We start from the raw sequence: 26,267 nt of genomic DNA, 5'->3' as shown, positions 1-26,267 counted from the left end.
AGCCCCCCTTGAGGTATCCAATGACCGATCCTTTCGATCTAGAGCGCTTCGTCAGGGCCCAGGACCCGGTTTTTCGCGACGTCCAGGGGGAGCTGGCCCGGGGCCGGAAACAGACTCACTGGATGTGGTTCGTCTTCCCGCAGTCGCCGGCCTCGGTTTCAGCGCCATGTCGCAGCGCTACGCCATCGGCTCGCGGGCGGAGGCCGAGGCTTACCTCGCCCACCCTGTCCTCGGCTCGCGCCTGATCGAATGCACCCGCCTCATGCTCGCGGTCGAAGGACGGACCATCAACGCGATCCTCGGCGCGCCCGACGACGCCAAATTCCGTTCGTCGATGACGCTGTTCGGCGCCGTGTCCGACGAGCCCGTTTTCGGCGAGGCGCTCGCCCGGTATTTCGCCGGTGAGCGCGACGGCGCCACGCTGGAGATGCTGTCGAAGCTCGATCGGCCGGCGTAACGCGCGGAATCAGCGGCCCTTCTCAGCGCCCCTGGAAGACGGCCGCGCGACGCTCGATGAAGGACTGAATACCTTCCTTCGCGTCGGCGCTGGCGAGCACGCGGTCGCGGATTTTCGGAATGAAGGCAATCGCGGCCGCCTCACCGCCTTCGACATATTTCGCCGCGGCTTCCTTGGTGACCTGAATGCCGAGCGGCGCGTTGCGCGCGATGATCGCGGCGAGCGCCATCGCCCGCTCGCCCTGCTCTCCCGACGGCACGACCTCCTGCACGAGGCCGATCGCGTGGGCACGCTCGGCTGAAAACTCGTCGCACAGGAACAAATGGTACATCGCATCGCCCCAGCCGGCGCGCGAGAGGAAGCGGAAATGTGCACCGCCAAGCGGCGCGATGCCGCGCCTGGACTCCATCTGGCAGAAGCGCGAATCCGCGGCAGCCACCACGATGTCGCCAGCAAGCATCAGCTCGATGCCGATGGTGAACACGATGCCCTGCACGGCGGTGATAATAGGCTTTCGGCAGCGTTTGCTGAGCCCGAACGGATCGACATTGCCCTCCTTGATGTTACGCTTCTCCGCGGCGGGGCCGAAGAACTTCGGCATATCGAGCCCGGCGGTGAAATCGTTGCCCTCGGCCCAGATCACGCCGACGCGGTAGGCCTCGTTGTCATGCAGTTCGGTCAACGCATCGGACAATTGCTCCATCATCGCCGGCGTGAACGCGTTCTTCTTCGCAACGTTGTCGATGACGATCTTGAAAACATGGCCGTGCACCTCGGTGCGGATCTGACCTTCGCTCATTCGTTTTTCTCCAGATTGATCGCTTGATGTTGGCAGCAAATCAGGCCGGCGGCTGAACGGCCGAGCGGATCGCGTCGATCCGCTCCGGCGTGAACACGCCGGAGTCCAGGAGCTGGAGGATTGAGAGTACGCCCCCGCGCGATCCCCAGCTTCCCTCGTCGATGATCTCGAAATTGACCCACCAGGTCGGCGACGGCGCTTGCATGCCGCAGGCCTCCGCCAGCCGGGCCAGCACGTTGCGGATCACCTCCGCCCGCACCTCGGCAGGCCAGGCCGCGCTCATCACCGCGATATTGACGGTCATGACATCGCGGGGGGTGTCCTGCTCGGACAGGAGCCGGCCGCCGATTGCCATGCAGTCGGGCGGCAGGTCGTGGAAATGGACCTGGAAACCCATTCGCGCCGCCGGCGCAGGCTGACCGACTTCCGGCACCAGCACGGCGTCGGTCAGGCTTTCCGCAAGGCGGCGGCGCTGGGCCAGACCGAGCCTGCCGGCGGGTGCCGTCACGGTGATGATGGTCAAGGTGATCTCCGCTTCCACGAATATGACAATCGTCATATTTCAGCGACGCTTGCCTATGTCAAGCGTCATAGTCTAGATGAGGAAGCCAACCGCGGGACATTCGATGACAACCACCACGCGCGACAAGATGATCGCCGGCGCCGCTGACCTGATGAGCCGGCGCGGCGTCAACGCGACCAGCATGCGTGATGTCGTCCGCCATACGGCGACGCCGCGCGGATCGATCAGTCACCACTTCCCGGACGGCAAGCGGCAATTGATCGGCGAAGCCGTGACCTTCGCCGGCAAGCAGGTGTCCATTCCCTTGGAGAGGGCCATGAACGAACGCGGCACGATCGACGGCCTCAAAGCGTTCGTCGCATCGTGGCGCCGACGGCTGGAAGCAAGCGGCTTCGAGGCCGGCTGCCCGGTGCTCGCCGTCGCCGTCGACCGCTATGTCGCCGAGGCCTCCGACAAGGACAACGAGACGGCGCAGCAGCATCTGCTCGATCTCGCTGACGGCGTGTTCGCCGACTGGCGTCAGATCATGCACGCGGCCTTGCTGCGCGAAGGCCTTGCTGCGGAACGGGCGGAGCGGCTTGCAACACTCGTCGTCGCCTCGATCGAGGGCACGGTTGCGATGTGCCGCGCGAGCCGCAGCGCGGATGCGCTCGATCAGGTTCAAGAGGAGCTGGAGACGGTCCTCTCCACCGCCCTCGCCCGTACTACCGGATAGATGGAGACGTACCGATGGATTCCTCCCGACAACGCGAACTCGCCCGCCATCTCGCCGATTTGCGCCGCGAAGGCCGTCAACGGAGCGGCCTCGAGGAACGGCTGGTGCCGCCGGATGCCGACACGGCGTACCGCATCGCGCAGATGGTGGAGGAGGAGTTGGGCTGGGACGTCGTCGGCTGGAAGATCGCCGGCATGAAGCCCGGGCTCCAGCGCCAGCTTCGCATCTCCTCGCCGATCTACGGGCGAGTGTTCGCGCCCCTGATCCAGGCCTCACCGGCGAGCGTCGAGCATGCCAGGCAGTGCAGCCCGATCCCGGAGGTCGAGTACCAGGCACGCCTCGGCGCCGACCTGCCGCCGCGCGCAAGACCCTATACGGTGGAAGAGGTCGGCGATGCCGTCGCTTCACTGCATCCCGGCATCGAGCTCGCCGAATGCCGCTTCGTTCACGATGCGGCGTTTCCAGCGATGCCCGCGATCCTCGCCGATGGCTCCGGGTCCGGAACGATCGTGCTTGGTGAGCCCATCGCCGATTGGCGTAGCCGCGACATCGCGAATCAGGACGTCGTTCTCAATTGCGACGGCGTCGAGCGACGGCGTGGCAGCGCTGCGGAGGCGATCGATCATCCGCTGGTGCCGCTCGCCTGGCTCGCCAACGAGCTGTCGCGGACCGGCATCGGCCTCAAGGCGGGGCAGACCATCAGCACGGGCACGCTCACCGGCATGCTGCGGCCGAAGGCGGGCGAGACATACGTCGCCGATTTCGGTCCGCTCGGAACTGTGAGCGCGACCTACGCCTAAAGACGCGGCAATCGGGGCCACCAGCGTAAACCCGGGATTAACATCGCCTGCCTATCTTCCGTGCAAAATAATACTCCCCGCGCCAATTGCCGGATAGATCATGAAAATCGGTACGCTCCTGACCACCGCCATCGTCTCGCTCTCGACCGTGGGCGGCGGCCTCGCCGTCTACGTCGCCGTGACGAAGTACCAGACCATGGACAAGATCGCCGAGGCGCAGGGCCGACTCGCCATCGTCCGCGCCGTCAGCGACATCCCGCGCTATCTCAACCCCGAGCGCGGCTTTGCGACCAACATCCTCTACGGTCCGGCGACCTACGATCCGGCGCAGCTTTCCGAGCATGACAAGCTGCGCAAGCAGACCGACGGCGCGCGCGACAAGATGAATGCGCGGCGCAAGGAGCTGCCGGGTCCGTTCGACGACGGCGCCACCATCGGCAGCAACATCGACGGCATCAATGCAAAGTTCACCGCGCTGCGTGAGGCCATCGACAAGGCGATGGCGGGACCGGTCGAGGCGCGCAAGGACGCGGCCAAGAAGATCGTCGCCGACAACGCCGTGCTCAACGGCGGCGTGACCGCACTGCTCAACGAGCAAGTCCGCCGCATGGCGATCCTCAACGGCGACGCTTACCGGCAGGCCAGCTACGCCAACATCGCGATGACATTGCGCGACGTCGGCGGCTTCAACTCCAGCCTGCACAAGAATCTCGTCGGCGGCAAGAAACCGGCGACCGACACCGAGAAAGCCGATATCAGCCGCTCGCAGGGCCGCAACGATCAGATCGTGATGTCGCTGCTGGAGCTGCGCGGCAATCCCGCAACTCCGGCGAACGTCGCCGCCGCACTGGAGAAGTTCAACTCGGTCTATATCGAGGAGTTCGGCCGCGAGCTCAAGCTGGTGAAGGAAGGTGCGGTCACCGGCAAGTACGAGCACGACGTGGACACCTATTACACCGCCACCCAGCGCGGCCTCAGCACCATCATCGATGTTCGCGATGCCTTCTACGACAATGCCGAGCAGATCCTCGCCGGAGCGTCGGCAGCCGCGCGCACCAGCTTCACCATCGCCCTCGTCGGCCTGCTCGCTGTGCTGATCGCCAGCGCCGGCCTCATCGCCGTGGTCCGCCGCCGCGTGTGTGCCCCGATCGTCAACCTGACGAGCCGGATGTCGCGGCTTGCCGACGGCGACGTTGCGGAAGATATCCCCGGTTCCGAGCGCTCCGACGAGATCGGCGCGATGGCCGCGGCCGTCCAGGTGTTCAAGGACAACATGATCCGGGCCGACCGGCTCGCGGCGGAGAAGCAGGCCGAGAACGACGGCAAGATGCGCCGCGCCCAGGCGCTCGACGGGCTCACCCGCGCCTTCGAGGCCAAGGTCACCGAGCTGGTCGGCGGCCTGTCCCGCGCTTCCTCCACCATGGAAAGCACGGCGCAGTCGATGACCTCGACGGCGGCCCAGACCAACAGCCAGGCCGCGGTCGTCGCCGCCGCCTCGCAGCAGACCTCGACCAACGTGCAGACGGTCGCGAGCGCGACCGAAGAGCTGACCTCCTCGATCTCCGAGATCGGCCGTCAGGTGGCCCAAAGCACCGAGATCGCGGCCCGCGCCGTCGACAACGCCCGCCGCACCGGCGACACCGCGCGCGCGCTCGCCGAGGGCGCCCAGAAGATCGGCGACGTCGTCACGCTGATCCAGAGCATTGCCGAGCAGACCAATCTGCTGGCGCTCAACGCGACCATCGAAGCCGCCCGCGCCGGCGATGCCGGCCGCGGCTTTGCGGTCGTAGCATCCGAAGTGAAATCGCTGGCGGGCCAGACCGCCAAGGCCACCACCGAAATCTCCGAGCAGATCACCGCGATCCAGTCCGCAAGCGACGAGACCGTGAACGCGATCCGCAACGTCGCCGACGTCATCGCCGAGATCGACCAGATCGGCACCGCGATCGCGGCTGCGATCGAGGAACAGGGCTCGGCGACCCGGGAGATCTCCCGCAGCGTGCAGGAGGCCGCGCGCGGCACCCAGGAGGTCAACAGCAACATATCGGGCGTGCAGCGCGCCGCCGACGACACCGGTGCGGCCGCGAGGGAAGTGCTGGGCGCGGCCGAGCAGCTCTCGACCCAGTCGCGCGACTTGGCTGGACAGTTCGACCGTTTCCTCGGCGAGGTCAGGGCCGCCTAGTCAGCCTAGTACGGCGGCGCCTTGCGCGTCCGCTGCGTCTTGGCGGCCTCGATCCACCACAGCAGGTCATCGGCAAAGCGCGGGAACGAGCGCTCCAGTGCCTTGCCGCCCTCGCCGATCGGCTCGCTCTCGGCCGACAGCGTCTGCGCGATCGGGCCGACGCCGATGGTGCTCGACACCACGACCATGCCCATCTCCGACAGCGTGCCATGCCAGGCGGTCGAGGCGCGTGCGCCGGACAGTCGGCCCGCCGAATAGCTCACGATCGCGGCCGGGCGCCAGAACCACTCTTCCAGGAAGTGATCGGTGAGGTTCTTCAGGCCGGGCTGGATGCCCCAATTGTATTCGCCGGTGACGAAGACAAAACCGTCGGCGCCGCGGATCTGCCCGGCCAGCTTCTCGAGCGCCTCGGGTGCCGCCCCTTTGGGATATTCCTTGTACATGCGGTCGAGCATCGGCAGGCCGATCGCCTTGGCGTCGATGAACTCGACCTCCTCGCCGCGCTGGCGCAGGCGATCGATGACGAAATTCGCAAGGCGGACGCCCATGCGGTCGGAACGGTAGGAGCCGTAGAGGACAAGGATGCGGTTGCTCATGGCCGGCACGCTAGCACGAAACAGCGATACGGCCCCAACCGATTTGCCGCGCTACCGTTGTCGTCCGAGCTCCAGCGTTTGCGACGGCGTCTCGCCGAACTGGTCGCGATAGCTTCTGGAGAAGTCGCTGAGATGCCAGAAGCCGAACGCCAGCGCGACGGCCTTGACGCTGTCCGCACCGGCGAGCAGGCGCTGGCGCACCAGCCACAACCGGCGCAGGCGCAAATAGCGATGCAGGCTCATGCCGCGATAGCGGCGCACGACGTCGTGCAGGGTGCGGACGGACAGGTTGAGCTTGCGCGCGATCTCCTCGCTGTAGATCGGCTGCGAGAGGTCGTCGGACAGAAGCGCACGGATCTCCCGGAAGATCCTGAAGTTGCGTTCGTCATTGGGACGCAGGGTCCATCGCGCGGGAACGACGCTTTCGAACGCGTCGTCGACGGCGCCAAGCAGGGACTCCTTCATGGCTGCAGCCTTCAGCGGCACCTCCGCGGCTCCGATCGGCTCCGACGCAGCAGCCAGCACCTCCCGGACCAGGCTGCGCAGCCGGTTCAGGCTCGCAGCCGTCGTTTCAAATATCTTGAAGCTGGATACCGCGTGCGGCCAGCCGCGATCCGTCACCTCCGGCCTGAACATCACCGAGGCAATTTGCCGCTGCACCTCCTCGATGGTGGTGTAGGCGGCGCCGCCGCTGCCGATGACGATGACCGGTCGGGCGCGCTGCGAGCCGTTGAAGCGGATGGGCACGTTGAGCTCGTCCATCGTGAATCCGATGGCGGTGCAATTCTCGATGAGCTGCGCGTCGACGACGCGGGGAAACGCCCGCGTGAAATTCACGTCGCAACCGGGTAGCGACAGTATGGTCTGCTCGGCCGAAATCCTCCGTACGAAGGGCGTGAACTCGAAATTCAGGCCTCGTATGGCATTTCGAAATTCATCGACGTCGGAGAAGCGAAATACCTTGGGCGCAATACTGTTCATGGCAATGTGAAACGTCGCGTCGCAACCAACGCGCGTCCGGCGGCGCTGCCGGTCCGAGTTCCCCCCTTTCGGTTGTCCCGTTCGACCGAAAGAATCATCCTAATTCATCTCGTTCAGTTGGCGAGGGGCCGGTTCAAAGGACAAGTCGCCGCATCGAGCCTCGCCGAATTTCGATAGCGTTTCCAGCGCCGCCAGCGGTGCGCTGATACCCCGTCGATCAAGCTCTAAATTTCAAATTAACGCCTGTCAGGCGCAATGAAGGTCATTGGATAGTCGCGATTTTTTTGAGTCAGGCCCCTGCCATGATGGCAAATTTGCCTGCTGATAGTCTGGTTGAGCTGGAACAGGCGGTCGCGACGTGCCCGCCCGACCGCTGTGCACGCATCCTCTCGGGCATTGTGCAGTTGCTCACCGGTAGCCGCGACCGGCCGCAGGAACTGCTCGCCGGTGTGGTCGACGGCGTTCTACTGCGACTGACGGAACGCGTCGAGGCCAGGGCGCTCGTTCAACTCAGCACCGCGCTTGCCGAGCTCAAGGTGGCCCCGCCCGAGACATTGCAGCGCCTTGCCTCACACGACGACCCGGACGTGGCCTGTCCTGTCCTCCTCAAATCGCAGGCGATCTCCGCCACCGATCTCGCGACGATCGCGGCCTCGTGCGGCGAGCGGCATCAACGCGCGATCGCCGCGCGCAACTCGATCGAGCCTGAAGTGACCGAGGCGCTGATCAAGCGCGGCGGCCCGATCTGCCTCGCGCTGGTCAAGAACGCAGGAACCCAATTCTCCGAGGCAGCTTACGCTGCGCTGATCGCCAGGGCCGATCCGGACGGCGAGATTGCAAAGGCGCTGGTGCTGCGGCCCGGCACGCCCGACCTGGTCGTCCGGAAGCTGCTCTCCGTGTCGCCCGCCCAGAAGGCGCCGGCCAAGGCCAACGCATCCGCCGTTCCACCCGCACAACCAGCCGCGCCGGTTCCGCCCAAGCTGCCCTGCCCGGCCGACTATGCGAGCGCAAGGCCGGAGATCGTCGCCCTCGCCCGCGTCGGCAAGCTCAACGATTCCACCGTGAACCGCTTCACGATCCGCGGCGAGACGGCCAATCTGTTCACGGCGCTGTCGGTGCTCTCGGGCGCTCCGATCGAGATCGTGGAGCACGTCATGACCGATGACGATTGCGAGGGCCTCATCATGGCCTGCCGGGCCGCGCGGCTGAACTGGGCCACCACGCTCGCGATCCTGAGCAACCGCAGCGGCACACGGCTCTCCTTCGTCGAGCGCGAACGGGCGCAGCAGATCTTCGAAACGCTTCTCTTGTCGACCAGCCAATGGACAGTGCGCTGGGGGGAAATTGCAGCGAGTGCCAACCCAAGCGATCCGGGACATCGCGGCACAAAAATGGGGGTTAACCGATGAGGTTCGACGGTCGAAAGGCGCTTCGCGTACGGATGGATCACAAGCAGGCTGTCAATCTGATGGGCTCCGACGGCACCTGGCGACGCAGTTGCTTCCTGCTCGACGTGTCGCAAAGTGGCGCCAAGATCGAGGTCGAAGGGACGCTCGACGTGCTCCAGGCCAAGGAATTCTTCATGCTGCTGTCATCGACGGGGCTTGCTTACCGGCGGTGCGAACTGGTGTGGATCGACGGCACCATGGCCGGCGTGCACTTCATCACCGCAGACGGCAAGAAGAAGCCGGCGAGCGCAAAAGCGGCTGCTGCCCCCAACTCCACGCCAAACAAATAGGCTCCAGAAGCTCATTCAATGTCATCATAGTCCCGGTCCGCCGTGCAGAGTGCCCGAACCATATCCAGCCCCGTCAAAAGCGACGGCGGTATCCGAACGACGGAAGCGGTTCGCCCGTTTGTGCATGTGCTGGCCGATTCGTCCGACAAATTGGCGGGCGTCTGCTCGGCCCTCGAACGGCATTTTACCGTCGCCGGCGAACGACTCGATGCGGAAGCCAGGCTGTCACAAGTGCCGTTCGCGGTCGTCGTTCGCGCGGAGCTGCGTGACGTCGGCAACATCGCGGCCATCAAGAAGCGCGCCGGCAAGCTGGCGAAAGCCACGAAGCGCATCTTCCTCGTCGAGCACTCGTCTCACGTCGGTATCTCGCAGGCCTACGCACTCGGCGCCACCCTCGTTCTTCCCGGGGCGATCAACAAGAGCAAGCTGCTGGCAGCGCTGGCTGATCCGGCCGAGCTTACCTCTGGCGCCTCAAGTGACGCACCGCAACCGGACAACGCCGTCGAAGCCGCGGCGACCGCCATCGCTTCGATGTTCACGGCCGTCACGCTCGGCGAGCCCCTCGACGTCGACGGCACGAAGGAAGCGGGCCGCAGGATCGCCGACCGCATCACCGAGCACGGCCTGTCCGAATGGCTGGCCACCGTGCGGCGTCACCATGAGGGAACATACCAGCATTGCCTGCTCGTGACCGGCGTGGCGATCGACTTCGGACTGAGCCTCGGCGTCGGGCGAACCGATCTCGAGCGGCTGTATTCCGCGGCCATGTTCCACGACATCGGCAAGGCGCAGATTCCGCTTGCGATCCTCGACAAGCCCGGCCGCCTCGACACCGACGAACGCGCCATGATCGAGAAGCATCCGGCGGCGGGTTACGAGTTTCTGAAGGATCACGAGAAAATCTCGCCCGAGATTCTCGACGCCGTGCGGCATCATCACGAATATCTCGACGGGAGCGGTTATCCCGACGCGCTGTGCGGCGAGAGCATCAATGACATCGTCCGCATCCTGACGATCTCGGACATCTTCGCGGCGCTGATCGAACACCGGCACTATAAGCCGACGATGCCGCGCACCGAGGCCTACAACATTCTTTGCGGGATGACCGGCAAGCTGGAGAAGGCCCTCGTAACTTCGTTCAAGGAGGTTGCGCTCACGCGCTGACCGCGCAGGCGCAGCGATCCCGCCGCGAGGACCTCTTCACGAACCGCGCTTAGTGCGTGGCCCGGTATTTGGCGCGGTGCGGAATCGACCGGGAGGCCAGTCCTTCCGCAAGCAGCTTCATGTCCTCGCGTCTGCCACTCCGGATCAGCTTGCCGAGCTCATCGGGTGTGAAGGGAAGATTTGGATCATCATCGATCGGATACCGCGGTCGCGGACCGAAGAACCGTCGAACCAGGCTAGCCAGCCGCCGCATGTCGATTCCCTCGCGCCAGCAACAAACCTTTTACTGCGCGTATTGTTCCTCCCGCGCGATCGAGATTGCAAGAGGCCACTAACGGCTCGGCATCAAAAATTTCGACGAGAGAATAATCTCCTTTCCGTCGCCTCAGCCGGCTCGCAGTGCGCATCTGTGACTTCTCGCCCTAGTCGGCAAAGCCGACATAACGCACGAAATCGTCGTTGCCCTCGCGATCGGAGCGAACGGCGTTCGCGGCGAAGCCGTCGTCGGGATAACCCATCGCGACACATGTCATGATGACCTCGTCTTCCGGAATCCTCGCGACCTCGCGCACGATGTCGGAGCGCATGATGCCCTGCCCGTTGATCACCGAACCGAGACCGCGATCCCAGGCCGCGAGCACGATGCCGTAGCAGAGCGCGCCGAGATCGAAATGGCAGACCGCGCCAGGATCCAGCACGCGGTCATAGGTCAGCACCAGCGAGACCGGCGCGTCGAACTGGCGGAAGCCGCGCAGTACCCAGTCCTGCCGCATCGGCTTGTCGTCGCGCGCGATCCCCATCGCGCCGAACAGTTTCTTGGCGATGTCGACCTGCCGGGTGCGATGCACGCCCTGATATTCGCCGTGGCTGATGATGTCGCGCTTGACCTTGGCGCCGCCGACCATCTCCTCCATGTTGCGGCGGCGCAGCTCTTCAAGCGGAGGGCCTGTGAGCACATGCACATGCCAGGGCTGGGTGTTCATCGACGACGGCGCGCGCTTGGCGCTCTCGATGATCGCCTCGATCACCGCGCGCGGCACCGGCTGCTGCTTGAAACCGCGCACGCTGCGGCGCGACTGGACCAGCGTTTCGAATTCCAACTCTTGACCTCCCTGATCGTTCATTCCGCGGCATTGCAATTGTAACGCGTAACCGGTTGCCGATGCGGTACGTCAAATCTATGCTACCCCGCAAGCAAGACCAAGAACCCAGCGAGGACCCCCAAATGCCCGCACCGCTCGATCCCGTCATCGCCCAGATCATTCCGCTGCTGCCGCTGCGCGATCCCACCACGATGACGCCACAGAGCGCGCGCGATGCCTTGCGCGCACTGGCTGCCTCGCGCGCGGAGGTGCCGCCGCCGCCCGTCGACACCGTGCAGGATATCAAGGTGAAAGGCGGCGCCGGCCCGCTCGATGCACGTGTCTATCGCGTCGGCCCCAATCCTGCGCCGACCGTGGTCTTCTTCCACGGCGGCGGCTGGGTCGCGGGCGACCTCGAAACCCACGACCGGCAGGCGCGCAATCTCGCGATCGAGACCGGCGCGGTCGTCGTCTCCGTCGATTATCGGCGCCCGCCGGAAACGCGCTTTCCCGGCGCCTTCGAGGACGCGTTAGCCGCCGCAAGTGACATCTTCAACCGCGTCGCGGAATTTGGCGGCGATGCAAAGCGTCTCGGCGTTGCCGGCGACAGCGCCGGCGGCAATCTCGCAGCCGCCACCGCGATCGCCTGCCGCGACGCCGGCATCACGCTCGCGGCACAACTGCTGGTCTATCCCGTGACCGACGTCGTCGGCCGCTACGCTGACCCGCGCGAGAACGCGCGCTTTGCGTCGCGCGCCGAGAATGCCGACGGCTATTTTCTGACACGGGCGACGATGGAATGGTTTTGCGGCCACTATCTCGCCGATCCCAAGGATGCCGCCGACTGGCGGGTCTCGCCGTTGCGCGCGGAGCTCGCCGGCGTCGCGCCGGCCATCGTGACGACCGCCTGGTTCGATCCCTTGCGCGACGAGGGCGCGGCCTATGCACGGGCGCTGGAGGCCGCCGGCGTCCGCGTCAAGCACCATGAGGGCCCCGGCCTGATCCACGGCTATTTCGGCCTTGGCGATGCTTCCGCGGTCGCGAAGGCCGAGGCGCAGCGCGCACGGGCCGACTTCAAGGCACTGCTCGCGCGCGGAATCTGAACCGCAGATGAATGGAATAATCAGCGATGTCGGTCGTGGCGCGCATCGATCCTGCTTGATTGCGCCACGATTCGCGGCTCCAATCCGCTTGGTAATTTTGTCCTAGGGAGACACCCATGATGAAGCGGATTTTTCTCGCAGCGATCGTCGCCACCTTTGCAGCGGGCTCGGCCTTCGCGGACGACACCTGCGAGAGCAAGGCGGTCGGCAAGGACGGCAAGGCACTCGCCGGCGCCGCCAAGACCTCGTTCATGAAGAAGTGCAAGGCCGACGCCTGCGCGCCCAAGGCGGTCAGCGCCGACGGCAAGCCGCTCGCCGGCGCCGCCAAGAACAGCTTCATGAAGAAGTGCGAAGTCGGCGCCTGATCGCTGCTGGTTCGCCACTGCTGCACGGACACTCTGCAACTCCGTCGTGCCCGGGCCTGTCCCGGGCATCCGCATATGTGTGTCCGTGTGGCAAAGAATCAGATGGCCGGACCAGGTCGAAAGCATGAACGTCCGCTTGTAACGTTGTCGTCAAGCCATCCGAATTAACCACCAACTCGATCCAATTTTAATAAGACAACAACGCTGCTTGTTAGCGTAAGCCGCGCAGATCAACGTGCGGGAATTGCCGTTTTCCGGATATCGGCGGGACCGGGAAAGTGACTTCGTCAAGTGCGATCGCCATCGCTGCGATCGTTCGATTGGAAGTTATCTTTCATTGGGAGCATCTCGCCATGATCGAACGTCGTGCAATGAAGCGCATACCGATCAACCGGGCGGCGCGGCTATCGTTTGGTGAACTTCGCGAGACTCATCCGTGCCTGGTGCGTGATATCAACGCCTTGGGTGCCTGCATCTCCGCGCCGTACTACATATTTGCCGACGAGTTTGTGTTGTCGTTCGACGGCCACTCCGGAATTTTCTTCTGCCGCGTCGTATGGAGAAAGCAGACGCTCCGCGGCGTTTCCTTCCTCCTGCGTCGTCGCTCGCAGAAAGCAGCGAACGATTTCGGCGCGCCCGCAAATGTGGTGCGACTTGATCGCCGGCTCGTATGCCGCGGCGGGGTCCTTAGCCCGGAAGTGTCGACCTGACTGCTCGCGCGCGCCGACGATGCTATCGAACAGGCCCGGGCACTTCCCGTACCGGCTCCATGGGGTTGGGAGTCTGCTGCTTCGCCGCTGTCGCCAGGCGCATCAGTATGGGGCAGATGAACGCAAGCGGCCGCCTGTTAGCCTCCACTGCGGTCGCGGCCAATAGGGGTTCTCCACGCACATCGCGGAGAGTCCGATCGCCGTCGCTCGGCACTGATCCCATGATGTATAGGCGCATTCGAAATAGGTGCTGCCACCCCACTCCCATCTCTGAAGGCAGACGGGGTGGCTGGGATCGTAAGTTTGAGCTGCAGCCGAGGCGATCGCCAGGATCGCCGCACTGCCCAGGATTAGCCAACGGAGCATCCGCATCGCCGCCTCCTCCAAATGGATCGTCCAAGCTTTCCGGTTCGACCGCCGCTCATGTCGACACAGGAGACGCTTTGCGACGCTTCTTGGCCCCTGTGTCGTCGCTCGACGAAAGCGCGAACGATTCCGGCGCGCCCACATCGGCACCTCTGCGCTCGCCCTCGGGCCGGCGGACATAACTCATCCGATAAGCGGCCCTGAGCCTTGCTCGGAAAGACCCTGCAGCCGCCATCCTGCAATATCACTGGTCTTTCCGCATTGCTCGCAAATCAGGTGAGAGCATCTCAAAGCTCGTCCCCGCTGAACGTTCTCGCGGGAAGCTTCACATCCGCAGCGCGGGCAAGCTAGTGCCGCGCGCCCGCATCCGGGGATGGCGAGCAAGAAGCTGGCGAAGTTCGATACGCGGTTGACGATCCTTCTGATCAATTTCGATTACCCAAAACGACGGCCCCGGACTTGGGTTGAGTGTGGGTTCCGGGACCGTCATCGAGGCGCGGACCGCGGCCCTCCCGCGCACTGCCAGTAACGTAGAAGTCCGCGCGACGGGCAATTGTCTTCTGGTACAATCCCACTGCCTGGAGGTGCATTCGACTGACAATACTGCCGAAAGGCCTCGCTCGCGTGCGTCATCATGCCCGCTAGCAGACATTGCGGTGCTCGGAGCCGATAGCCAATCTTGGCCCATCAGCGAAACATCGATGCTTCTCAATTAGGTCCGCTTGATGGGCCGCAGCGCACTGGATTTCTCGCGCCGAACTCTTCGCATTTGACCTGCACCGGAAACCTTTGATCTGGATCAAAGAGTCGGACGATCAATGCAATCTCAACTTGGGCGATAGGCGACGTTCGGAACCATCGACGTCTGTCACATCAAATTTGGGGATGGGGGGCAATCAACACACCTGCAACGTAGTGGAGAGACCGCCATGGCCGTCAATCTCGTTTCAGCTGCACAACAGCTCTTGACCCCTGAAGTCATTGCGCAGATCGCCTCCTTTCTTGGCATGGACCGAAGCGTGGCGCAGAAGGCCGCAATAGCGGCCATCCCGACAATATTGGCCAGCCTGTCGGATCTGGTCGGAACCCCGGCCGGCGCCAATCAACTGTCAAAACTGCTGTCCCAACAGCAAGGCAGCAATCCCATGGATATGCTGCGCGGCGCCGGCGCCCCGGACCTGGCTCAGACCGGTTCGAGCATGTTGTCCGGACTGCTTGGAGGCCGAACCACGGACACCATGGCCCAGGCGATCGGCAAATTCGCGGGAACGGGCGATGGCGGCGGCAAGTCGTTACTCGCCATGGTCGGACCATTGGTCCTGGGTATGCTCAGCAAGCAGCAGCAAGACGCCGGGATGGATGCAAACGGACTGGCATCGCTTCTGCGCTCGCAGAAAGATCAGATCATGGCGGCGATTCCATCGGGCCTCAGTGATCAACTCGGCGCCGCGGGCCTGATCGACAAGGCGCGCAGTGGAATGGCCACAGCCGCCGCCACAGGGAGCCGGATCGCCGGCGCTTCCGGCGCCACGGGCGCGAGCCAGGCGGCCATGGCCGCCGGCCGGACGCAATGGCCATATTGGCTCGGCGCACTCGTTATCGTTGCCGGACTTGCCATATACGCGCTTCAGCGTCCGACCGAGCAGACGGTCGCTCAGAGTACAAACGTTACGCCGCCCTCGGCCGGAACCGTGGGCATGGCGCCCGCGGATTTGACCGTTGACGGGGTGAATCTGGCGAACCAGGTCAATTCGTCCCTTGGTACGCTGAAGGCCCAACTGCCAACCATCACCGATCAAGCCAGCGCGCAGGCGGCCCTGCCGAAGATCAACGACGCCATCTCACAGCTGGATGGCATCACGGCGCGGGCGGCCAAGCTTTCTCCGGAAGGACGACGCGCGCTTGCCAAGCTGATCGTCGCGGCGGCCCCGGCCATCAATGAGATGTGCGACAAGATCTCCGCAACGCCGGCCGGCACAATCGCGAAGCCCGTGATCGACAATCTTCGTGCCAAGCTCGACGAGTTGGCGAAAGTCTGAGACGTCCCAGCAATGAACTCGCCACACTGCAGCGACGGGAGGTGTTTCGCAGCCTCCCGTCCCGCAAGATGAAAGGAAAAGACTCCATGGCCGACAAGACCAATTTCACCAAGGATGAATGGGCGCTCCTCCTGAGAAGCCCGATGAATGCGGGAATGGCCATTACGGCTGCAGAACCGAGCGGATTGTTTGGTCTTCTGAAGGAATCGTTTGCCGGCGGCACCGCGCTCGCCCAGGCGGCGACCGACCCCAATGCCAACCCCTTGGTAAAGGCTGTGGTCGCCGACTTCCAGACGAGCGACGGCCGGGCCGCGGCTCATGACGGGTTGAAAGCAGAACTCGGCAAGAGCACGCAGACCGAGATCAAGAGCAAGACGATCGCATCGTTGCGCGAGGTCACGGCGCTGCTTGCTGCAAAAGCTCCGGATGATGCCGCGGCTTTCAAGGGCTGGCTGCGTCAGATTAGCCAAAAGACGGCTGAGGCTGCATCGGAAGGCGGAGGGTTGTTCGGTGGGGGTGTTCAGGTCAGCGACGCCGAGAAAGCAACCCTCGGCGAAATCTCCAGCGCGCTTGGCATCTGATCTCGGTGCACCGCACGCCCTACCTCTCCGCGCCCTGCGCCATTGGTTTGCAAGATGACGAACCGGTCGAATTGCGGATTGTCCAGGTTTGACCTGGATAAGCGCGAACCGCACATTGGTCTAAATTGGGCTTGCGTAGCACCCACTACGTACAATGCCCCTACCAGAGCCGCTGGCTTCCCAAAGGCCAGCGGTTTTTCATTTCACATATCGACGGCGACCCAGGCCGTGATCAAAGCGGTGCGAAACTTCGGCTTCAGCCGAAGCAGCAACTTCCGTACATGCTTAGTCCCGCCTGAACCGGTAGTCGAATGCGGCGCCGAGCGGCTTGATCAGCCCCACCGTCGGTGCCGGGAAATGGATCGGCAGGATCAGCGTGTCGGTGTCCGCAACGGAGGCGAAGAACTTTCGCCGCGAGACCGCCGACTGCCTGGCATCCCAATCCGGCTTCGCCGACCAGTCCGGCTCGCGGCACTGGATCTGGTGATGCATGAGATCGCCCGCGACCACCGCGCGGCTACCCTTCGAAAAGATGTTCACGCAGCAATGACAGGGTGAGTGCCCCGGCGTCGGCGTCAGCGTGACGGTGTCATCGAGCGCGTAGTCGTCGTCCACCAGCAGCGCCTGCCCGGCCTCGACGATCGGAAGGCAGTTGTCGCGGAAGACGGTGCCGGGCGGGTTGTTGCCTTTGGCATTCTCCGCCTCCCAGGCCGCGTACTCGCCCTTGTGAAAGACGTACTTCGCATTCGGAAACGTCGGCACCCAGCGGCCATCGCGCAAGGTCGTATTCCAGCCGGTGTGGTCGATGTGCAGATGCGTGCAGAAGACGTAGTCGATCTGCTCGAAAGAGATGCCGAGTGCGAACAATTCGTTGCGCCAACGCTCCTTGCCGGGAAAGTCGAACGGCGGCGGATGGCCCTTGTCCTCACCTGTGCAGGTGTCGACGAGGATGGTGTAGCGCGGTGTGCGCACGACAAATGTCTGATAGGTGATGACCATCATGCCGCGCGCGGCATCGAACACCTCCGGCTCCATCGTCGGCAGATGACGGGCGAACACGCCCTCGTCATAGGCCGGGAAGAAATCCTGCGGCCGCCGCCACGGCCCTTCCCGTTCGATCACCGCATCGATGGTGATGTCGCCGATCCGCAGTTGCTTCATGGTTGTTCGCTCCCTTTTTGGGAGAAAACGTAGCGGGCAAGACCACCGCGTTCAAGATGCGCCGGCCGCCGCTCAGGCCTGCTTCAGCAGATGCCGGGCAAACCCGGGCAACGAGCGGAAGGCCATGTGCAGATTGTCGTTGAAGGAGGCAGTCAAATAGCCGTGGTTCTGCCAGGCACGGACAAGCGCCGCACGGCTGAAGATCGAGACGTGACCGTTGCGCGGGCCGACATACCACCAATTGACGCCGTGCGTCTCGAAATCAGGCGGTTGCAGCAGCGTGGAGAACAGCACGAGCCCGGTCTCCTTTGTGCTCGATACGATGGCGGCGATGCCGGCCGTCGGATCGGGCATGTGCTCCAGCGTCTCGAAGCAGGTGACGATGTCGAATTTCCCCTGCGGCGGCCGCGAGAAATCGGCCACGAAGGGATCAAAGGTCTGCGCCTCCAGGAAGCCGGAGCTGCGCAACGTCGTGCTCAGCAGGCCGCCACCGCCGCCATAGTCAAGCACGCGCAACTCGGCCTTGCTGGCTCCAAACAGGTCTTGCACCAGTTTTGCGCAGCTGGTCGGCCGGGCCTCCCTGTAGTCGGGATCGACCTCGATATAATCGTCGTTGTAGATCTCGGTCTTGAAGTTCGCCTCGCTCCAGTCGTCGAATGCATCGGTGAACAGGAACCCGCAGCCTTGGCAGCGGTGGTAATAGACCGGCTTCCCCAACAGCGGCAGCCGCCTGCCGCGCGCTTCATTGCAATGTTTGGCGAAGTCGACCACGCCGAACAGTGCGGCCTCTGCGCTGCAGATCTTGCACGGCAGAGGCGCCGCGGAAATCTCTTTCAGTTTGGTGATCATGCCCCGTTCCGCGATCTTCGCCTAGAGCGGACCATCGCCCGTGAGGGTTGCGCGAGGCTTGCGCGGTCGCGACCGTTTCACAGTTGCGGATCGGTCACTTGCAATGTCGGCAACCGATCGGGTCACTGCCGATCACGACCGCAATCCCGGTCCTTCCCGCTCGATCACCGCATCGATGGTGATGTCGCCGATCCGCAGTTGCTTCACGCGTCTCCTCCCGCTTTTTCTTCAGCGTAACGAGCGAGTTCGCAGTGCTCAAGGCTCATACGCGCATGCCTGTGCGGCCGGGACCTTGGTTTCGGTGTGACGTGACCACAGCCACGCCGCGTTATCTCAACGACGCACACACGTCGCCGAGGCGTCACACGCGCGTCGTGGGCCACGCTCGATAATCCCCGCGTCATTCCAGGTCAAACCCGCGCGGGTTGCGCAGCAAGAAACATGGGCACCACGTGGACATGAAAGCGTTCTTCTCCCTGATCTCGTCGATATCGCTCGCCGCATCGCTGGCCGGCACCGCAATTCCGGCGCACGCCGATCAGGAGGACAACAGCCGCGACCGCGGCTTCGACAATTCCAGGGATCGCGACCATGATCGGGACCATCATCACGGTCACCGCTCACCGCCGGTAGTCGTCATCTCGCTCGACGGTGCAAAGCCCGATTTCATCCAGCAATTTATCGACGAAGGCGTACTGCCGCGCGACGGCGCTCTGGCGCGGCTGAGCCGCCATGGCGCGGTGGCGCGGCAAAACATCACGGCGTCGCCGTCACTTACCGCCGTCTCGCATATCGAGATCGCCACCGGCTCGACCGCCGTCCACAACGACATTCCCTCGAACACCTACCAGGCGATCGTCGGGCCGGTTACGTCGAGCCTCAGCGGTTTCGCCGCGCCGATCGGCGGCTATCGCGAGAGCCCGCTCGGGCCCTCGCTGCGTCCGACGGCATTGCCGCTGTGGGTGCAACTGCGCCAGCAGGGCAGGAAAGTCGTCACCGCGACGTGGCCGGGCGGCGACGGCGCCGACATCTCGATCAACGGCACTGTGGTGCAACCGGCCCAGCCCATCCGCATCACCGACTACACCGTGCCGTTCGGCGCATTCGGCGGCATCGGCGCCCAGGGCTTTTCGCTCACATCGGCGGACTTCGCCGCCGATCCGGCCGTGGCCACGGCCCTCCAGGCGGCTGGCCGCTTCTCTTTCAGCCCGGTGCTGGCAACCTCCGCGCCGATCGAGACGTTCTCATGCGCATCCGCTCCGACCGCAACCTGCACCAACGCGGCTACCCAGGACATTAAATACGCGATCCGGGTTGCGGCGCTCGACACCACCAATGACAGCAAGGTGAACTACGACACGCTCGTGTTCTTCGACGTCACGCGGGGCATCGCGGCTGGACCGTTCAAGCCCCCGGCGACCGGACCGGCCTATGCGAAGTTCGGTGGCGAGAACGCGCCGTTCTTCTTCGACGGCAGCGGCGCCAAAGTCGGTGCGGCCTACTTCGTCTCGCAGCTTGCGCCCGATCTCTCGGTGGTGCGCTTCGCCCGTTACGGCGCCAACTTCATTCCGCGCAACGCACCGGTCCTGACCGACGTCGACGACATCAACAACAATATCGGCTTCTGGCGTCCGCAGGCCGACTTCCGCATTCCGGAGCGGCTGAGCCCGGGCTTCACCAATTTCCCGGACATCGAGATCGAGGCGATGTTCGAGGACATGGTCAAGACCTTCGTGCGCTATCAGGCGGATATCGGCGAGCGCGCCATCCTGAACAATCCCGACGCCGATCTCGTGATGGTCTATATCGAGCAGCCCGACGGCTCCGAGCATCAGTTCCTGCTCACCGACCCCCGCCAGGGCACCAACCCGAAGGACCCGAACTCGATCGGGGCCAACCAGGACGCAGCCAAGGTCGCCCGCTACAAGTCCTACATTCGCTTCGCCTATCAGACCGCGGACAAGGCGGTGAAGCGGATCGCCGATGCTGCAGGGCCGGACAGCAACGTCATCGTCGTGTCCGACCACGGCTTTGCGCCGTTCCACACCTCGGTCAGCATGGCCAATATCCTGAAGAACGCCGGCATCGACACCACCAAAGTGGCGATCCGCACCTCCGGTCCGGCGGCCAACATCTACGTCAACCTGCAACAGCGCGAACAGGGCGGCACCGTCGATCCTGCCACCTACAAGGCGCTGGTGACGCAGATCACCGAGGCCGTGAGGAATGCCGTCGATCCCAACCCAAAATTCAACGGTTCGCTCGAGGACGGGCGGCTGTTCACGGTGGTCGAGACCCGCCCGCTACAGTGCGAGGCCGGGCTCGGACAGTGCACCAGCAAGACCATCGGTCAGGACTTTGGCGACGTGTTCGCGCTGATGGCCCCGGGTTACAATTTCGACGGCATCCAGAGCCCCGGCGTCGCCCGGCTCGGCGATGCTCCGTTCAATGCGGCGACGACCGCGCTGTCGATGCCCAATTTCTACGGTGCCCACGGCCACGATCCCAAGCTGCCGGTGATGAGCGCGACCTTCATCGCCGCCGGCCCGCAGATCCGCAACAACGCCACGATCCGGCGCATGCACAATCTCGACGTCGCGCCGACCATCATGCAGATCCTGGGCGTCCGGCCGCACCAGGTCGATGGCGAGGTGCTGCGCGAGATCCTGCGGTAGCGCTTTACGGCCACAACGGATGGGCGCAGTACCGCCGCCCATCCCGCCAGTTCATTGCGAGTCTCTCGATTTGGTTGCGGCCCGGATGGAGCGAAGCCCAATCCGGGGCCGGAGCAACTGCATCACGCGACCGCTCGCGTGGAACGAATCCCGGATGGCCCTTCGCTCCATCCGGGCTACGGCTTCCGATTACGACCGCAACCCCGGCGCTTCCTGCCCGGTGCGCGCGACATATTCCGTGTAGCCGCCGCCGAACTGGTGGATGCCCTCCGGCGTCAGTTCCAGCACGCGGTTCGACAGCGTCGCCAGGAAGTGGCGGTCATGCGAGACGAACAGCATGGTGCCCTCGAAATCCGCCAACGCCGTGATCAGCATCTCCTTGGTGGCGAGATCGAGATGGTTGGTCGGCTCGTCCAGCACCAGGAAATTCGGCGGATCGAACAGCATCTTTGCCATCACCAGGCGTGCCTTCTCGCCGCCCGACAGCACGCGGCAGCGCTTCTCGACGTCGTCGCCTGAGAAGCCGAAGCAGCCGGCGAGCGCGCGCAACGAGCCCTGCCCCGCGGTCGGAAACTGGTCTTCAAGCGACTGGAACACGGTGCGCTCACCGTCGAGCAGGTCCATCGCATGCTGGGCGAAATAGCCCATCTTGACGCTGCCGCCGACTGCCACCGTGCCCTCGTCCGGCTCGCTCGCACCGGCGATGAGCTTGAGCAGCGTCGACTTGCCAGCGCCGTTGACGCCCATCACGCACCAGCGCTCCCTGCGGCGGATCATGAAATCGAGGCCGTCATAGATGCGCTTGCTGCCGTAGCCCTTGTAGACGTTCTTCAAGGCAACGACGTCCTCGCCCGAGCGCGGCGCCGGCGGGAAATCGAATGCCACGGTCTGGCGGCGGCGCGGCGGCTCGACCCGTTCGATCTTGTCGAGCTTCTTCACCCGGCTCTGCACCTGGGCGGCATGAGACGCGCGCGCCTTGAAACGCTCGATGAACTTGATCTCCTTGGCGAGCATCGCCTGCTGGCGCTCGAACTGCGCCTGCTGCTGCTTCTCGTTCTGCGCCCGCTGCTGTTCGTAGAACTCGTAATCGCCGGTATAGGTCGTGAGCGACCCGGAATCGATCTCGATCACCTTGGAGATCACGCGGTTGATGAACTCGCGATCATGCGAGGTCATCAGCAGCGTGCCTTCGAAATCGTGCAGGAATTTTTCCAGCCAGATCAGGCTTTCGAGATCGAGATGGTTGCTCGGCTCGTCGAGCAGCATGACGTCGGGGCGCATCAAAAGAATACGCGCCAGCGCGACGCGCATCTTCCAGCCGCCGGAAAGCTTGCCGACATCGCCGTCCATCATCTCCTGGCTGAAGCCGAGGCCGGACAGCGCCTCGCGCGCGCGGCCGTCGAGCGCGTAGCCGTCGAGTTCCTCGAACGCGTGCTGCACCTCGCCATAGCGCGCGATGATCTCGTCCATCTGGTCGGCCTTGTCGGGGTCGGCCATCGCGGCCTCGAGCTCGCGCAACTCGGCTGCGACCTCGCTGACGGGACCCGCGCCATCCATCACCTCGGCCACGGCGCTGCGGCCGCTCATCTCGCCGACATCCTGGTTGAAATAGCCGATGGTGATGCCGCGATCGGTGGAGACCTGCCCTTCATCGGGCAGTTCCTCACCGGCGATCATCCGGAACAGCGTGGTCTTTCCCGCACCGTTGGGGCCGACGAGGCCGATCTTCTCGCCCTTGTTGAGGGCGGCGGAAGCTTCGATGAACAGGATCTGGTGGCCGGCTTGCTTGCTGACGTTGTCGAGGCGGATCATGGGGTCTTTTTGTGGGATTTTTGCGTTGCAGCGTCATAGGCCATGCCGGCCGCCAGGGGAAGCCCGGCCGGGCCCGGGTTCTAACCCCGCGGGTGCCAGATTCCGCCATTTCACCCGCAGCTTCGGGCTCTTGGGCGGAAGCGGACCCTGATGCTCCAACTCGACGATTTCATGGGCGCGGCCGCGTAGCTGGCGCCAGGGCCAAGCCGTGCGCCTTGGCGATCCTGATGTTTATGATCAAATTTGAGCCGGTTCGCTTGTTTGCCTCCGAGGCGGAGCCGGCACGGCGAAGCTCAAATACCAACTGCTTCCTTCGAAGCAAGGCGAGGACAAATCCCGTGTCAATTCCTATTGAACGGTGGAAGCAATGCCAAGGCGGATTCGCCCACCGAAGCCCGTGCCGAAGCGCGGGCTTCAGTGTAGTGCGCCATCAATGCGTCGCCTTTCAAGGCGGCACAATTACGCTGCGGTAATCCGCTCTCTTCGCTCCTTTCGTTAGGCTTCAGCCTTCCTCACCGCCGGAATCTTCCACGATCCATTGATGATCGAGGGGTTCTTCTCGCTCGGCCAGTACAGCCGCATCATCAGGACGAAATCGCCCGATGGTGCCGGAAGCCAGTTGGATTCCTTGTCCTTCCCCGGGGAATCCTTCTGGATGTAGAGATCGGTGGACCCGTCCGGATTCGATTTCAGATGCTCCCGCGCGCTGATCGAGTAGCGGTTGATCGGATTGCTCACGAAGAAATAGCCGGAGTCATACATCGTGAGTGACCAAAATCCCTCCGCCGGCGGCAGCTGCCCCTTGGGAAATCGTATGACGTATTTGTTTGCACCACTGTACTTGCGGCCCTCCGCATCCTTCTGAGAAGTCGGATAGACCGCATCCTGCGGACGGTTGGCGCCGAGGCCAATGGCCGTGATAAGCGCCCGCATCAGATAGTCGGTGCCGTAGATGCCGGTCTTGGTCGTGAAGCCCCAGCCGCTCTCGTCCTTCATGTCCTTGTTGACCTTGAACTGGAGCATGATCCGGTCATTGGCGATTTCCGGAACGCGCTTGACAAAGTCCGCCTTGAGCTTGCTCGCATCGAAATCCTGTCCCGCCACGATCCCGATCCTGGCAAACTTGGCAAGCTGCGGCGCATCCGCCGCGGCAGGCGGATTGTCTTTCATCAGCTTGGAGAGCAGCGTGAAATATGCCACGGCATCCATGCGATTGACCTGCTCGCGCACGGCCGTCTTCATGTCCTGAGACGGATCCACGGTGCCCGCGGGCGGTGTGTAGGGCTTGCCATAGGAGCTCAACGGCACCAGCTTGAATTCGTCCTGCAGCTTGTGCACCTCGGCATAGTCTTCCGGCGTGCCGGTGCAATAGATGCGGCCGAGCAGCCACACGATGCTGGTCGGCGACTTGTATTCCTTGACGCCGGGAGGCAGCGTGCCCTTCCATCCGGGGCCCGTGATCGCATAGGTCTGCGCCGCGGTGCCGGTGGTCCGCTTGCCCGGCACCTGGAACACGGTGGTCCACCCATCCAGCATCGGAAACAGCGCGTAACGGCCTTTCATGTCCGGGATGCTCAATACCCACGGTTCCTTGCCGACGTCGAAAAACGCACTGGTGTAGAGCGTGTCCGCGTTCGGTGCGGTTACGTCCCTGTAGGACGCGTTGGGGTATTGGCGCAGCTTGATGATCTGCCCCATCGGCGCTCGGGTCCCGGCCGGCGCCGCGACGTTGGTGAGAACCCTGCGCGTCATTTCCATCGTCACCAGCGGGTAGCCGAAGATGTAGGCGTCGGTGGCGAGCGCGAAATCCTCGAATCCTTCGCCGATGCCGAGGAGCTCGCCGAAGTCGGCGTGGCTCATGGTGCTCATGGAGGCACTGGCGAGCAGGCTCATCCCGCCGATCGTGACGTTGCGACGCGTAACATTCATTGGACAGTCTCCGCTACATTTGCGTTTGGAAACGGCATTGGTGTGATAGTCAGGAATGATAGTTCCGGTCTCGCACAGGCTTTAAGGCAAGCCTGCTTTCCGCCTTCCCCTCCTCTCAGCGACAGATCAAATATGGACGCCGGCGCCGAAGCGCCGGCGCTCATCGCGGCGTTATTGGGCCGACAGACCGACCGTTGTCGGCGTCCGCATCACCGGCGGGGGATTCCATTTTCCGGTCAGCGCGTCCGATTTCGGGCTGTAGAGTCGCATCGTCAGATTGAACGCCCCCTTCGGCGCCGGCAGCCAATTGGCTTCCTTGTCCTTGCCCGGGTTTTCGTTCTGGAAGTAGAGATCGAGCGATCCGTCCGCATTGTATTTGAACGGCATCCAGTTGCTGACGGCAAAGCGGTTCAGCACATTGCCGACCTGGAAGCCTTCCGGATCATAAAGGGTGATCGACCAGAAGGCGTTGACCGGCGGGGCAGCGCCCTTCTCGAAGGTGATGGTGTACTTGTTCGCGCCATCAAGCGGCTTGCCGGATTCGTCACCGAGGTTGAGGGGATAGATGGCGTCCTCGGGCAGATTGGCGCCGAGTCCCACTTGCGACACAATCGCCCGCTTCAAATAGTAATTGCCATAGACGCCCATGGTGTCGGTGTTCATCGACCAGCCATTGGCGACCCGCGCGAGCGTCGGCACCTTCCAGGCCATCAGCTTCTGGCCATCCTGCGGTGCGGTCTCCAGTGCGCGTTGCAACACCGGATCGAGCTTGCCGATGTCAAAACTCTTCCCCGGCTCGATGCCGATCTTCTTCATCTGGGCGATGATCGGCTCGTCGGTGATGTGCGGCGGATGGAGTTTGAGCAATTCCGCGGCGTAGGCGAAATACACGCCGGCCGACATGGTGTCGACCTGGACCTTTGGCGGCGTCTTCATGTCGACACTCGGGTCCGGCTTGAATTCGGCCGGCTTCGGCGTTTTGCCGAACTCGGAAAGCAGCGCGACCTTGTAGCCGGCCTGGATCTTGTGGACGGCATCGTAGTCCGGCGGGCCATCGGTCTTGGTACGCCCGATGATCCAGACGTAAGGCGTTGGCGCGTCGATACGCTGGGTATCCGTTGGAAGCTTGAATTCTTCGGCGAACCGCTCGCGCAGATCTGGCCGCCAGCCCGGCGGCGTTACCAGGTACGTCCCGGCCTTGGTGCCGGTCGTCCGCCAGCCCGGCGACGCAAACACGTCGGTCCACATGTCGAGCATCGGCAGCAAATAGTAGCGCCCGTTCGTATCCGGTACCGTGACGACAACCGGCTCCTTGGTCATGTCCAGCCATGCGCTGGAATATAAGGTGTCGAAGTTCGATCGAACGACACCCCTGAAGTCCGCAGGTGGATATTCAGGCACGTTACTGAACGTGTTCGGCGGCCCCTTCGCCATTTCCTTGCCGGGCCCGACGTTGGTGAACTGCTTCCGTGTCAGGTCCATCGATAGCAGCGAGTAGAAATAGACATAGGCGTCGACCGCGATCGCGTGCGCTTCCTGCTCCGTGATTGCCGGCGCGGCGCTTTGCGCGAGCGCCCCGGGTGCTGTCAGAGTGCCGATGCAGAGTGATAGAGTCAGTGTCAGAATGCCCCGAGGCATGT

The 26,267-nt window shown here is 63.7% G+C and carries 23 protein-coding genes and 1 pseudogene; 13 read left to right on the top strand and 11 right to left on the bottom strand.

What is annotated here, in order from left to right; genetic code table 11:
• The first annotated feature begins 20 nt into the window (after positions 1-20).
• Positions 21-457 (top strand): annotated as a pseudogene (locus ACKWRH_RS19755) (DUF1810 domain-containing protein).
• A gap of 22 nt (positions 458-479) precedes the next feature.
• Here the strand turns inward: ACKWRH_RS19755 and ACKWRH_RS19750 are convergent.
• Both ACKWRH_RS19750 and ACKWRH_RS19745 read right to left on the bottom strand, forming a co-directional pair.
• Complete coding sequence (locus tag ACKWRH_RS19750; RefSeq protein ID WP_445221952.1) at positions 480-1,256, bottom strand: crotonase/enoyl-CoA hydratase family protein; 777 nt, start codon at positions 1,254-1,256, stop codon at positions 480-482.
• A gap of 40 nt (positions 1,257-1,296) precedes the next feature.
• On the bottom strand, positions 1,297-1,779 hold the full coding sequence (locus ACKWRH_RS19745) for a tautomerase family protein (RefSeq protein WP_445221951.1): 483 nt from the start codon (positions 1,777-1,779) through the stop codon (positions 1,297-1,299).
• A gap of 103 nt (positions 1,780-1,882) precedes the next feature.
• Here ACKWRH_RS19745 and ACKWRH_RS19740 point away from each other — a divergent pair, with 103 nt between their 5' ends.
• From ACKWRH_RS19740 to ACKWRH_RS19730, 3 genes are all read left to right on the top strand, one after another.
• A complete protein-coding gene (locus ACKWRH_RS19740) occupies positions 1,883-2,494 on the top strand; it encodes a TetR/AcrR family transcriptional regulator (RefSeq protein ID WP_445221950.1) in 612 nt (203 codons plus the stop codon).
• 14 nt (positions 2,495-2,508) lie between these two features.
• On the top strand, positions 2,509-3,294 hold the full coding sequence (locus tag ACKWRH_RS19735) for a 2-keto-4-pentenoate hydratase (RefSeq protein WP_445221949.1): 786 nt from the start codon (positions 2,509-2,511) through the stop codon (positions 3,292-3,294).
• A gap of 100 nt (positions 3,295-3,394) precedes the next feature.
• Positions 3,395-5,476 (top strand): methyl-accepting chemotaxis protein, encoded by a 2,082-nt coding sequence (locus ACKWRH_RS19730; protein ID WP_445221948.1) that lies wholly within the window; start codon positions 3,395-3,397, stop codon positions 5,474-5,476.
• A 5-nt stretch (positions 5,477-5,481) separates the two neighbouring features.
• Here the strand turns inward: ACKWRH_RS19730 and ACKWRH_RS19725 are convergent, their stop codons facing one another.
• Together ACKWRH_RS19725 and ACKWRH_RS19720 are read right to left on the bottom strand one after the other, a co-directional pair.
• Positions 5,482-6,072 carry an NADPH-dependent FMN reductase gene (locus tag ACKWRH_RS19725; RefSeq protein WP_445221947.1) on the bottom strand — a complete coding sequence of 197 codons (591 nt, stop codon included), beginning with the start codon at positions 6,070-6,072 and terminating at the stop codon, positions 5,482-5,484.
• A 51-nt stretch (positions 6,073-6,123) separates the two neighbouring features.
• Positions 6,124-7,053 (bottom strand): helix-turn-helix domain-containing protein, encoded by a 930-nt coding sequence (locus ACKWRH_RS19720; RefSeq protein ID WP_445221946.1) that lies wholly within the window; start codon positions 7,051-7,053, stop codon positions 6,124-6,126.
• Positions 7,054-7,355: 302 nt separating this feature from the next.
• Here ACKWRH_RS19720 and ACKWRH_RS19715 point away from each other — a divergent pair, with 302 nt between their 5' ends.
• The 3 genes from ACKWRH_RS19715 to ACKWRH_RS19705 are packed head-to-tail and all read left to right on the top strand — an operon-like array spanning position 7,356 to position 9,955.
• Positions 7,356-8,462 carry a DUF2336 domain-containing protein gene (locus ACKWRH_RS19715; protein ID WP_445221945.1) on the top strand — a complete coding sequence of 369 codons (1,107 nt, stop codon included), beginning with the start codon at positions 7,356-7,358 and terminating at the stop codon, positions 8,460-8,462.
• Entirely contained in the window at positions 8,459-8,791 is a 333-nt protein-coding gene (locus ACKWRH_RS19710; protein WP_445221944.1) for a PilZ domain-containing protein, read from the top strand. Before ACKWRH_RS19715 ends, ACKWRH_RS19710 begins: the two co-directional genes overlap by 4 nt.
• Before the next feature lie 42 nt (positions 8,792-8,833).
• Complete coding sequence (locus tag ACKWRH_RS19705; protein ID WP_445221943.1) at positions 8,834-9,955, top strand: HD-GYP domain-containing protein; 1,122 nt, start codon at positions 8,834-8,836, stop codon at positions 9,953-9,955.
• 422 nt (positions 9,956-10,377) lie between these two features.
• Here ACKWRH_RS19705 and ACKWRH_RS19700 read toward each other — a convergent pair whose 3' ends face one another.
• Positions 10,378-11,055, bottom strand: coding sequence for a nitroreductase (locus tag ACKWRH_RS19700; RefSeq protein ID WP_445221942.1), 678 nt, complete (start codon positions 11,053-11,055; stop codon positions 10,378-10,380).
• A gap of 125 nt (positions 11,056-11,180) precedes the next feature.
• Here ACKWRH_RS19700 and ACKWRH_RS19695 point away from each other — a divergent pair, with 125 nt between their 5' ends.
• From ACKWRH_RS19695 to ACKWRH_RS19685, 3 genes are all read left to right on the top strand, one after another.
• The gene (locus tag ACKWRH_RS19695; RefSeq protein WP_445221941.1) at positions 11,181-12,140 is read left to right on the top strand and encodes an alpha/beta hydrolase; all 960 of its coding nucleotides are present in this window, start codon (positions 11,181-11,183) and stop codon (positions 12,138-12,140) included.
• A gap of 116 nt (positions 12,141-12,256) precedes the next feature.
• Complete coding sequence (locus tag ACKWRH_RS19690; RefSeq protein ID WP_445221940.1) at positions 12,257-12,505, top strand: hypothetical protein; 249 nt, start codon at positions 12,257-12,259, stop codon at positions 12,503-12,505.
• 353 nt (positions 12,506-12,858) lie between these two features.
• Positions 12,859-13,215: a PilZ domain-containing protein gene (locus ACKWRH_RS19685; protein WP_445221939.1), complete on the top strand. Its 357-nt coding sequence runs from the start codon at positions 12,859-12,861 to the stop codon at positions 13,213-13,215.
• Between the two features lie 102 nt (positions 13,216-13,317).
• On the opposite strand, the gene ACKWRH_RS19680 is transcribed toward ACKWRH_RS19685, so the two are convergent.
• Positions 13,318-13,581, bottom strand: coding sequence for a DUF3551 domain-containing protein (locus tag ACKWRH_RS19680; RefSeq protein ID WP_445222440.1), 264 nt, complete (start codon positions 13,579-13,581; stop codon positions 13,318-13,320).
• Between the two features lie 929 nt (positions 13,582-14,510).
• Here ACKWRH_RS19680 and ACKWRH_RS19675 point away from each other — a divergent pair.
• Positions 14,511-15,620, top strand: coding sequence for a DUF937 domain-containing protein (locus tag ACKWRH_RS19675; protein WP_445221938.1), 1,110 nt, complete (start codon positions 14,511-14,513; stop codon positions 15,618-15,620).
• A gap of 86 nt (positions 15,621-15,706) precedes the next feature.
• Entirely contained in the window at positions 15,707-16,201 is a 495-nt protein-coding gene (locus tag ACKWRH_RS19670; protein ID WP_445221937.1) for a hypothetical protein, read from the top strand.
• Positions 16,202-16,486: 285 nt separating this feature from the next.
• Here ACKWRH_RS19670 and ACKWRH_RS19665 read toward each other — a convergent pair whose 3' ends face one another.
• Both ACKWRH_RS19665 and ACKWRH_RS19660 read right to left on the bottom strand, forming a co-directional pair.
• Complete coding sequence (locus ACKWRH_RS19665) at positions 16,487-17,362, bottom strand: MBL fold metallo-hydrolase (protein ID WP_445221936.1); 876 nt, start codon at positions 17,360-17,362, stop codon at positions 16,487-16,489.
• A 72-nt stretch (positions 17,363-17,434) separates the two neighbouring features.
• Positions 17,435-18,211, bottom strand: coding sequence for a class I SAM-dependent methyltransferase (locus ACKWRH_RS19660; RefSeq protein ID WP_445221935.1), 777 nt, complete (start codon positions 18,209-18,211; stop codon positions 17,435-17,437).
• A gap of 458 nt (positions 18,212-18,669) precedes the next feature.
• Here ACKWRH_RS19660 and ACKWRH_RS19655 point away from each other — a divergent pair, with 458 nt between their 5' ends.
• Positions 18,670-20,886: an alkaline phosphatase family protein gene (locus ACKWRH_RS19655; protein ID WP_445222439.1), complete on the top strand. Its 2,217-nt coding sequence runs from the start codon at positions 18,670-18,672 to the stop codon at positions 20,884-20,886.
• 189 nt (positions 20,887-21,075) lie between these two features.
• Here ACKWRH_RS19655 and ACKWRH_RS19650 read toward each other — a convergent pair whose 3' ends face one another.
• The 3 genes from ACKWRH_RS19650 to ACKWRH_RS19640 all read right to left on the bottom strand — a co-directional run bounded on the left by ACKWRH_RS19650 (position 21,076) and on the right by ACKWRH_RS19640 (position 26,265).
• Entirely contained in the window at positions 21,076-22,698 is a 1,623-nt protein-coding gene (locus ACKWRH_RS19650; protein ID WP_063983614.1) for an ABC-F family ATP-binding cassette domain-containing protein, read from the bottom strand.
• A 495-nt stretch (positions 22,699-23,193) separates the two neighbouring features.
• Positions 23,194-24,627 carry a DUF1254 domain-containing protein gene (locus ACKWRH_RS19645; protein WP_445221934.1) on the bottom strand — a complete coding sequence of 478 codons (1,434 nt, stop codon included), beginning with the start codon at positions 24,625-24,627 and terminating at the stop codon, positions 23,194-23,196.
• Positions 24,628-24,798: 171 nt separating this feature from the next.
• The gene (locus ACKWRH_RS19640; RefSeq protein WP_445221933.1) at positions 24,799-26,265 is read right to left on the bottom strand and encodes a DUF1254 domain-containing protein; all 1,467 of its coding nucleotides are present in this window, start codon (positions 26,263-26,265) and stop codon (positions 24,799-24,801) included.
• Positions 26,266-26,267: the final 2 nt, after the last annotated feature.

The sequence above is a fragment of the Bradyrhizobium sp. Pa8 genome (assembly GCF_052588265.1).
The sequence above is the reverse complement of the archived record's forward strand: the minus strand, read 5'-3'. Positions and strand labels throughout refer to the sequence as shown.

Excerpts from the sequence above, each read along its gene's own strand:
- ACKWRH_RS19685 (WP_445221939.1), top strand. The coding sequence starts at position 12,859 with ATGATCGAACGTCGTGCAATGAAGCGCATACCGATCAACCGGGCGGCG.
- ACKWRH_RS19720 (WP_445221946.1), bottom strand. The coding sequence starts at position 7,053 with ATGAACAGTATTGCGCCCAAGGTATTTCGCTTCTCCGACGTCGATGAA.
- ACKWRH_RS19645 (WP_445221934.1), bottom strand. The coding sequence starts at position 24,627 with ATGAATGTTACGCGTCGCAACGTCACGATCGGCGGGATGAGCCTGCTC.
- ACKWRH_RS19695 (WP_445221941.1), top strand. The coding sequence starts at position 11,181 with ATGCCCGCACCGCTCGATCCCGTCATCGCCCAGATCATTCCGCTGCTG.
- ACKWRH_RS19735 (WP_445221949.1), top strand. The coding sequence starts at position 2,509 with ATGGATTCCTCCCGACAACGCGAACTCGCCCGCCATCTCGCCGATTTG.
- ACKWRH_RS19655 (WP_445222439.1), top strand. The coding sequence starts at position 18,670 with ATGAAAGCGTTCTTCTCCCTGATCTCGTCGATATCGCTCGCCGCATCG.
- ACKWRH_RS19725 (WP_445221947.1), bottom strand. The coding sequence starts at position 6,072 with ATGAGCAACCGCATCCTTGTCCTCTACGGCTCCTACCGTTCCGACCGC.
- ACKWRH_RS19750 (WP_445221952.1), bottom strand. The coding sequence starts at position 1,256 with ATGAGCGAAGGTCAGATCCGCACCGAGGTGCACGGCCATGTTTTCAAG.
- ACKWRH_RS19670 (WP_445221937.1), top strand. The coding sequence starts at position 15,707 with ATGGCCGACAAGACCAATTTCACCAAGGATGAATGGGCGCTCCTCCTG.
- ACKWRH_RS19650 (WP_063983614.1), bottom strand. The coding sequence starts at position 22,698 with ATGATCCGCCTCGACAACGTCAGCAAGCAAGCCGGCCACCAGATCCTG.
- ACKWRH_RS19680 (WP_445222440.1), bottom strand. The coding sequence starts at position 13,581 with ATGCTCCGTTGGCTAATCCTGGGCAGTGCGGCGATCCTGGCGATCGCC.
- ACKWRH_RS19740 (WP_445221950.1), top strand. The coding sequence starts at position 1,883 with ATGACAACCACCACGCGCGACAAGATGATCGCCGGCGCCGCTGACCTG.
- ACKWRH_RS19675 (WP_445221938.1), top strand. The coding sequence starts at position 14,511 with ATGGCCGTCAATCTCGTTTCAGCTGCACAACAGCTCTTGACCCCTGAA.
- ACKWRH_RS19710 (WP_445221944.1), top strand. The coding sequence starts at position 8,459 with ATGAGGTTCGACGGTCGAAAGGCGCTTCGCGTACGGATGGATCACAAG.
- ACKWRH_RS19690 (WP_445221940.1), top strand. The coding sequence starts at position 12,257 with ATGATGAAGCGGATTTTTCTCGCAGCGATCGTCGCCACCTTTGCAGCG.
- ACKWRH_RS19730 (WP_445221948.1), top strand. The coding sequence starts at position 3,395 with ATGAAAATCGGTACGCTCCTGACCACCGCCATCGTCTCGCTCTCGACC.
- ACKWRH_RS19715 (WP_445221945.1), top strand. The coding sequence starts at position 7,356 with ATGATGGCAAATTTGCCTGCTGATAGTCTGGTTGAGCTGGAACAGGCG.
- ACKWRH_RS19665 (WP_445221936.1), bottom strand. The coding sequence starts at position 17,362 with ATGAAGCAACTGCGGATCGGCGACATCACCATCGATGCGGTGATCGAA.
- ACKWRH_RS19660 (WP_445221935.1), bottom strand. The coding sequence starts at position 18,211 with ATGATCACCAAACTGAAAGAGATTTCCGCGGCGCCTCTGCCGTGCAAG.
- ACKWRH_RS19640 (WP_445221933.1), bottom strand. The coding sequence starts at position 26,265 with ATGCCTCGGGGCATTCTGACACTGACTCTATCACTCTGCATCGGCACT.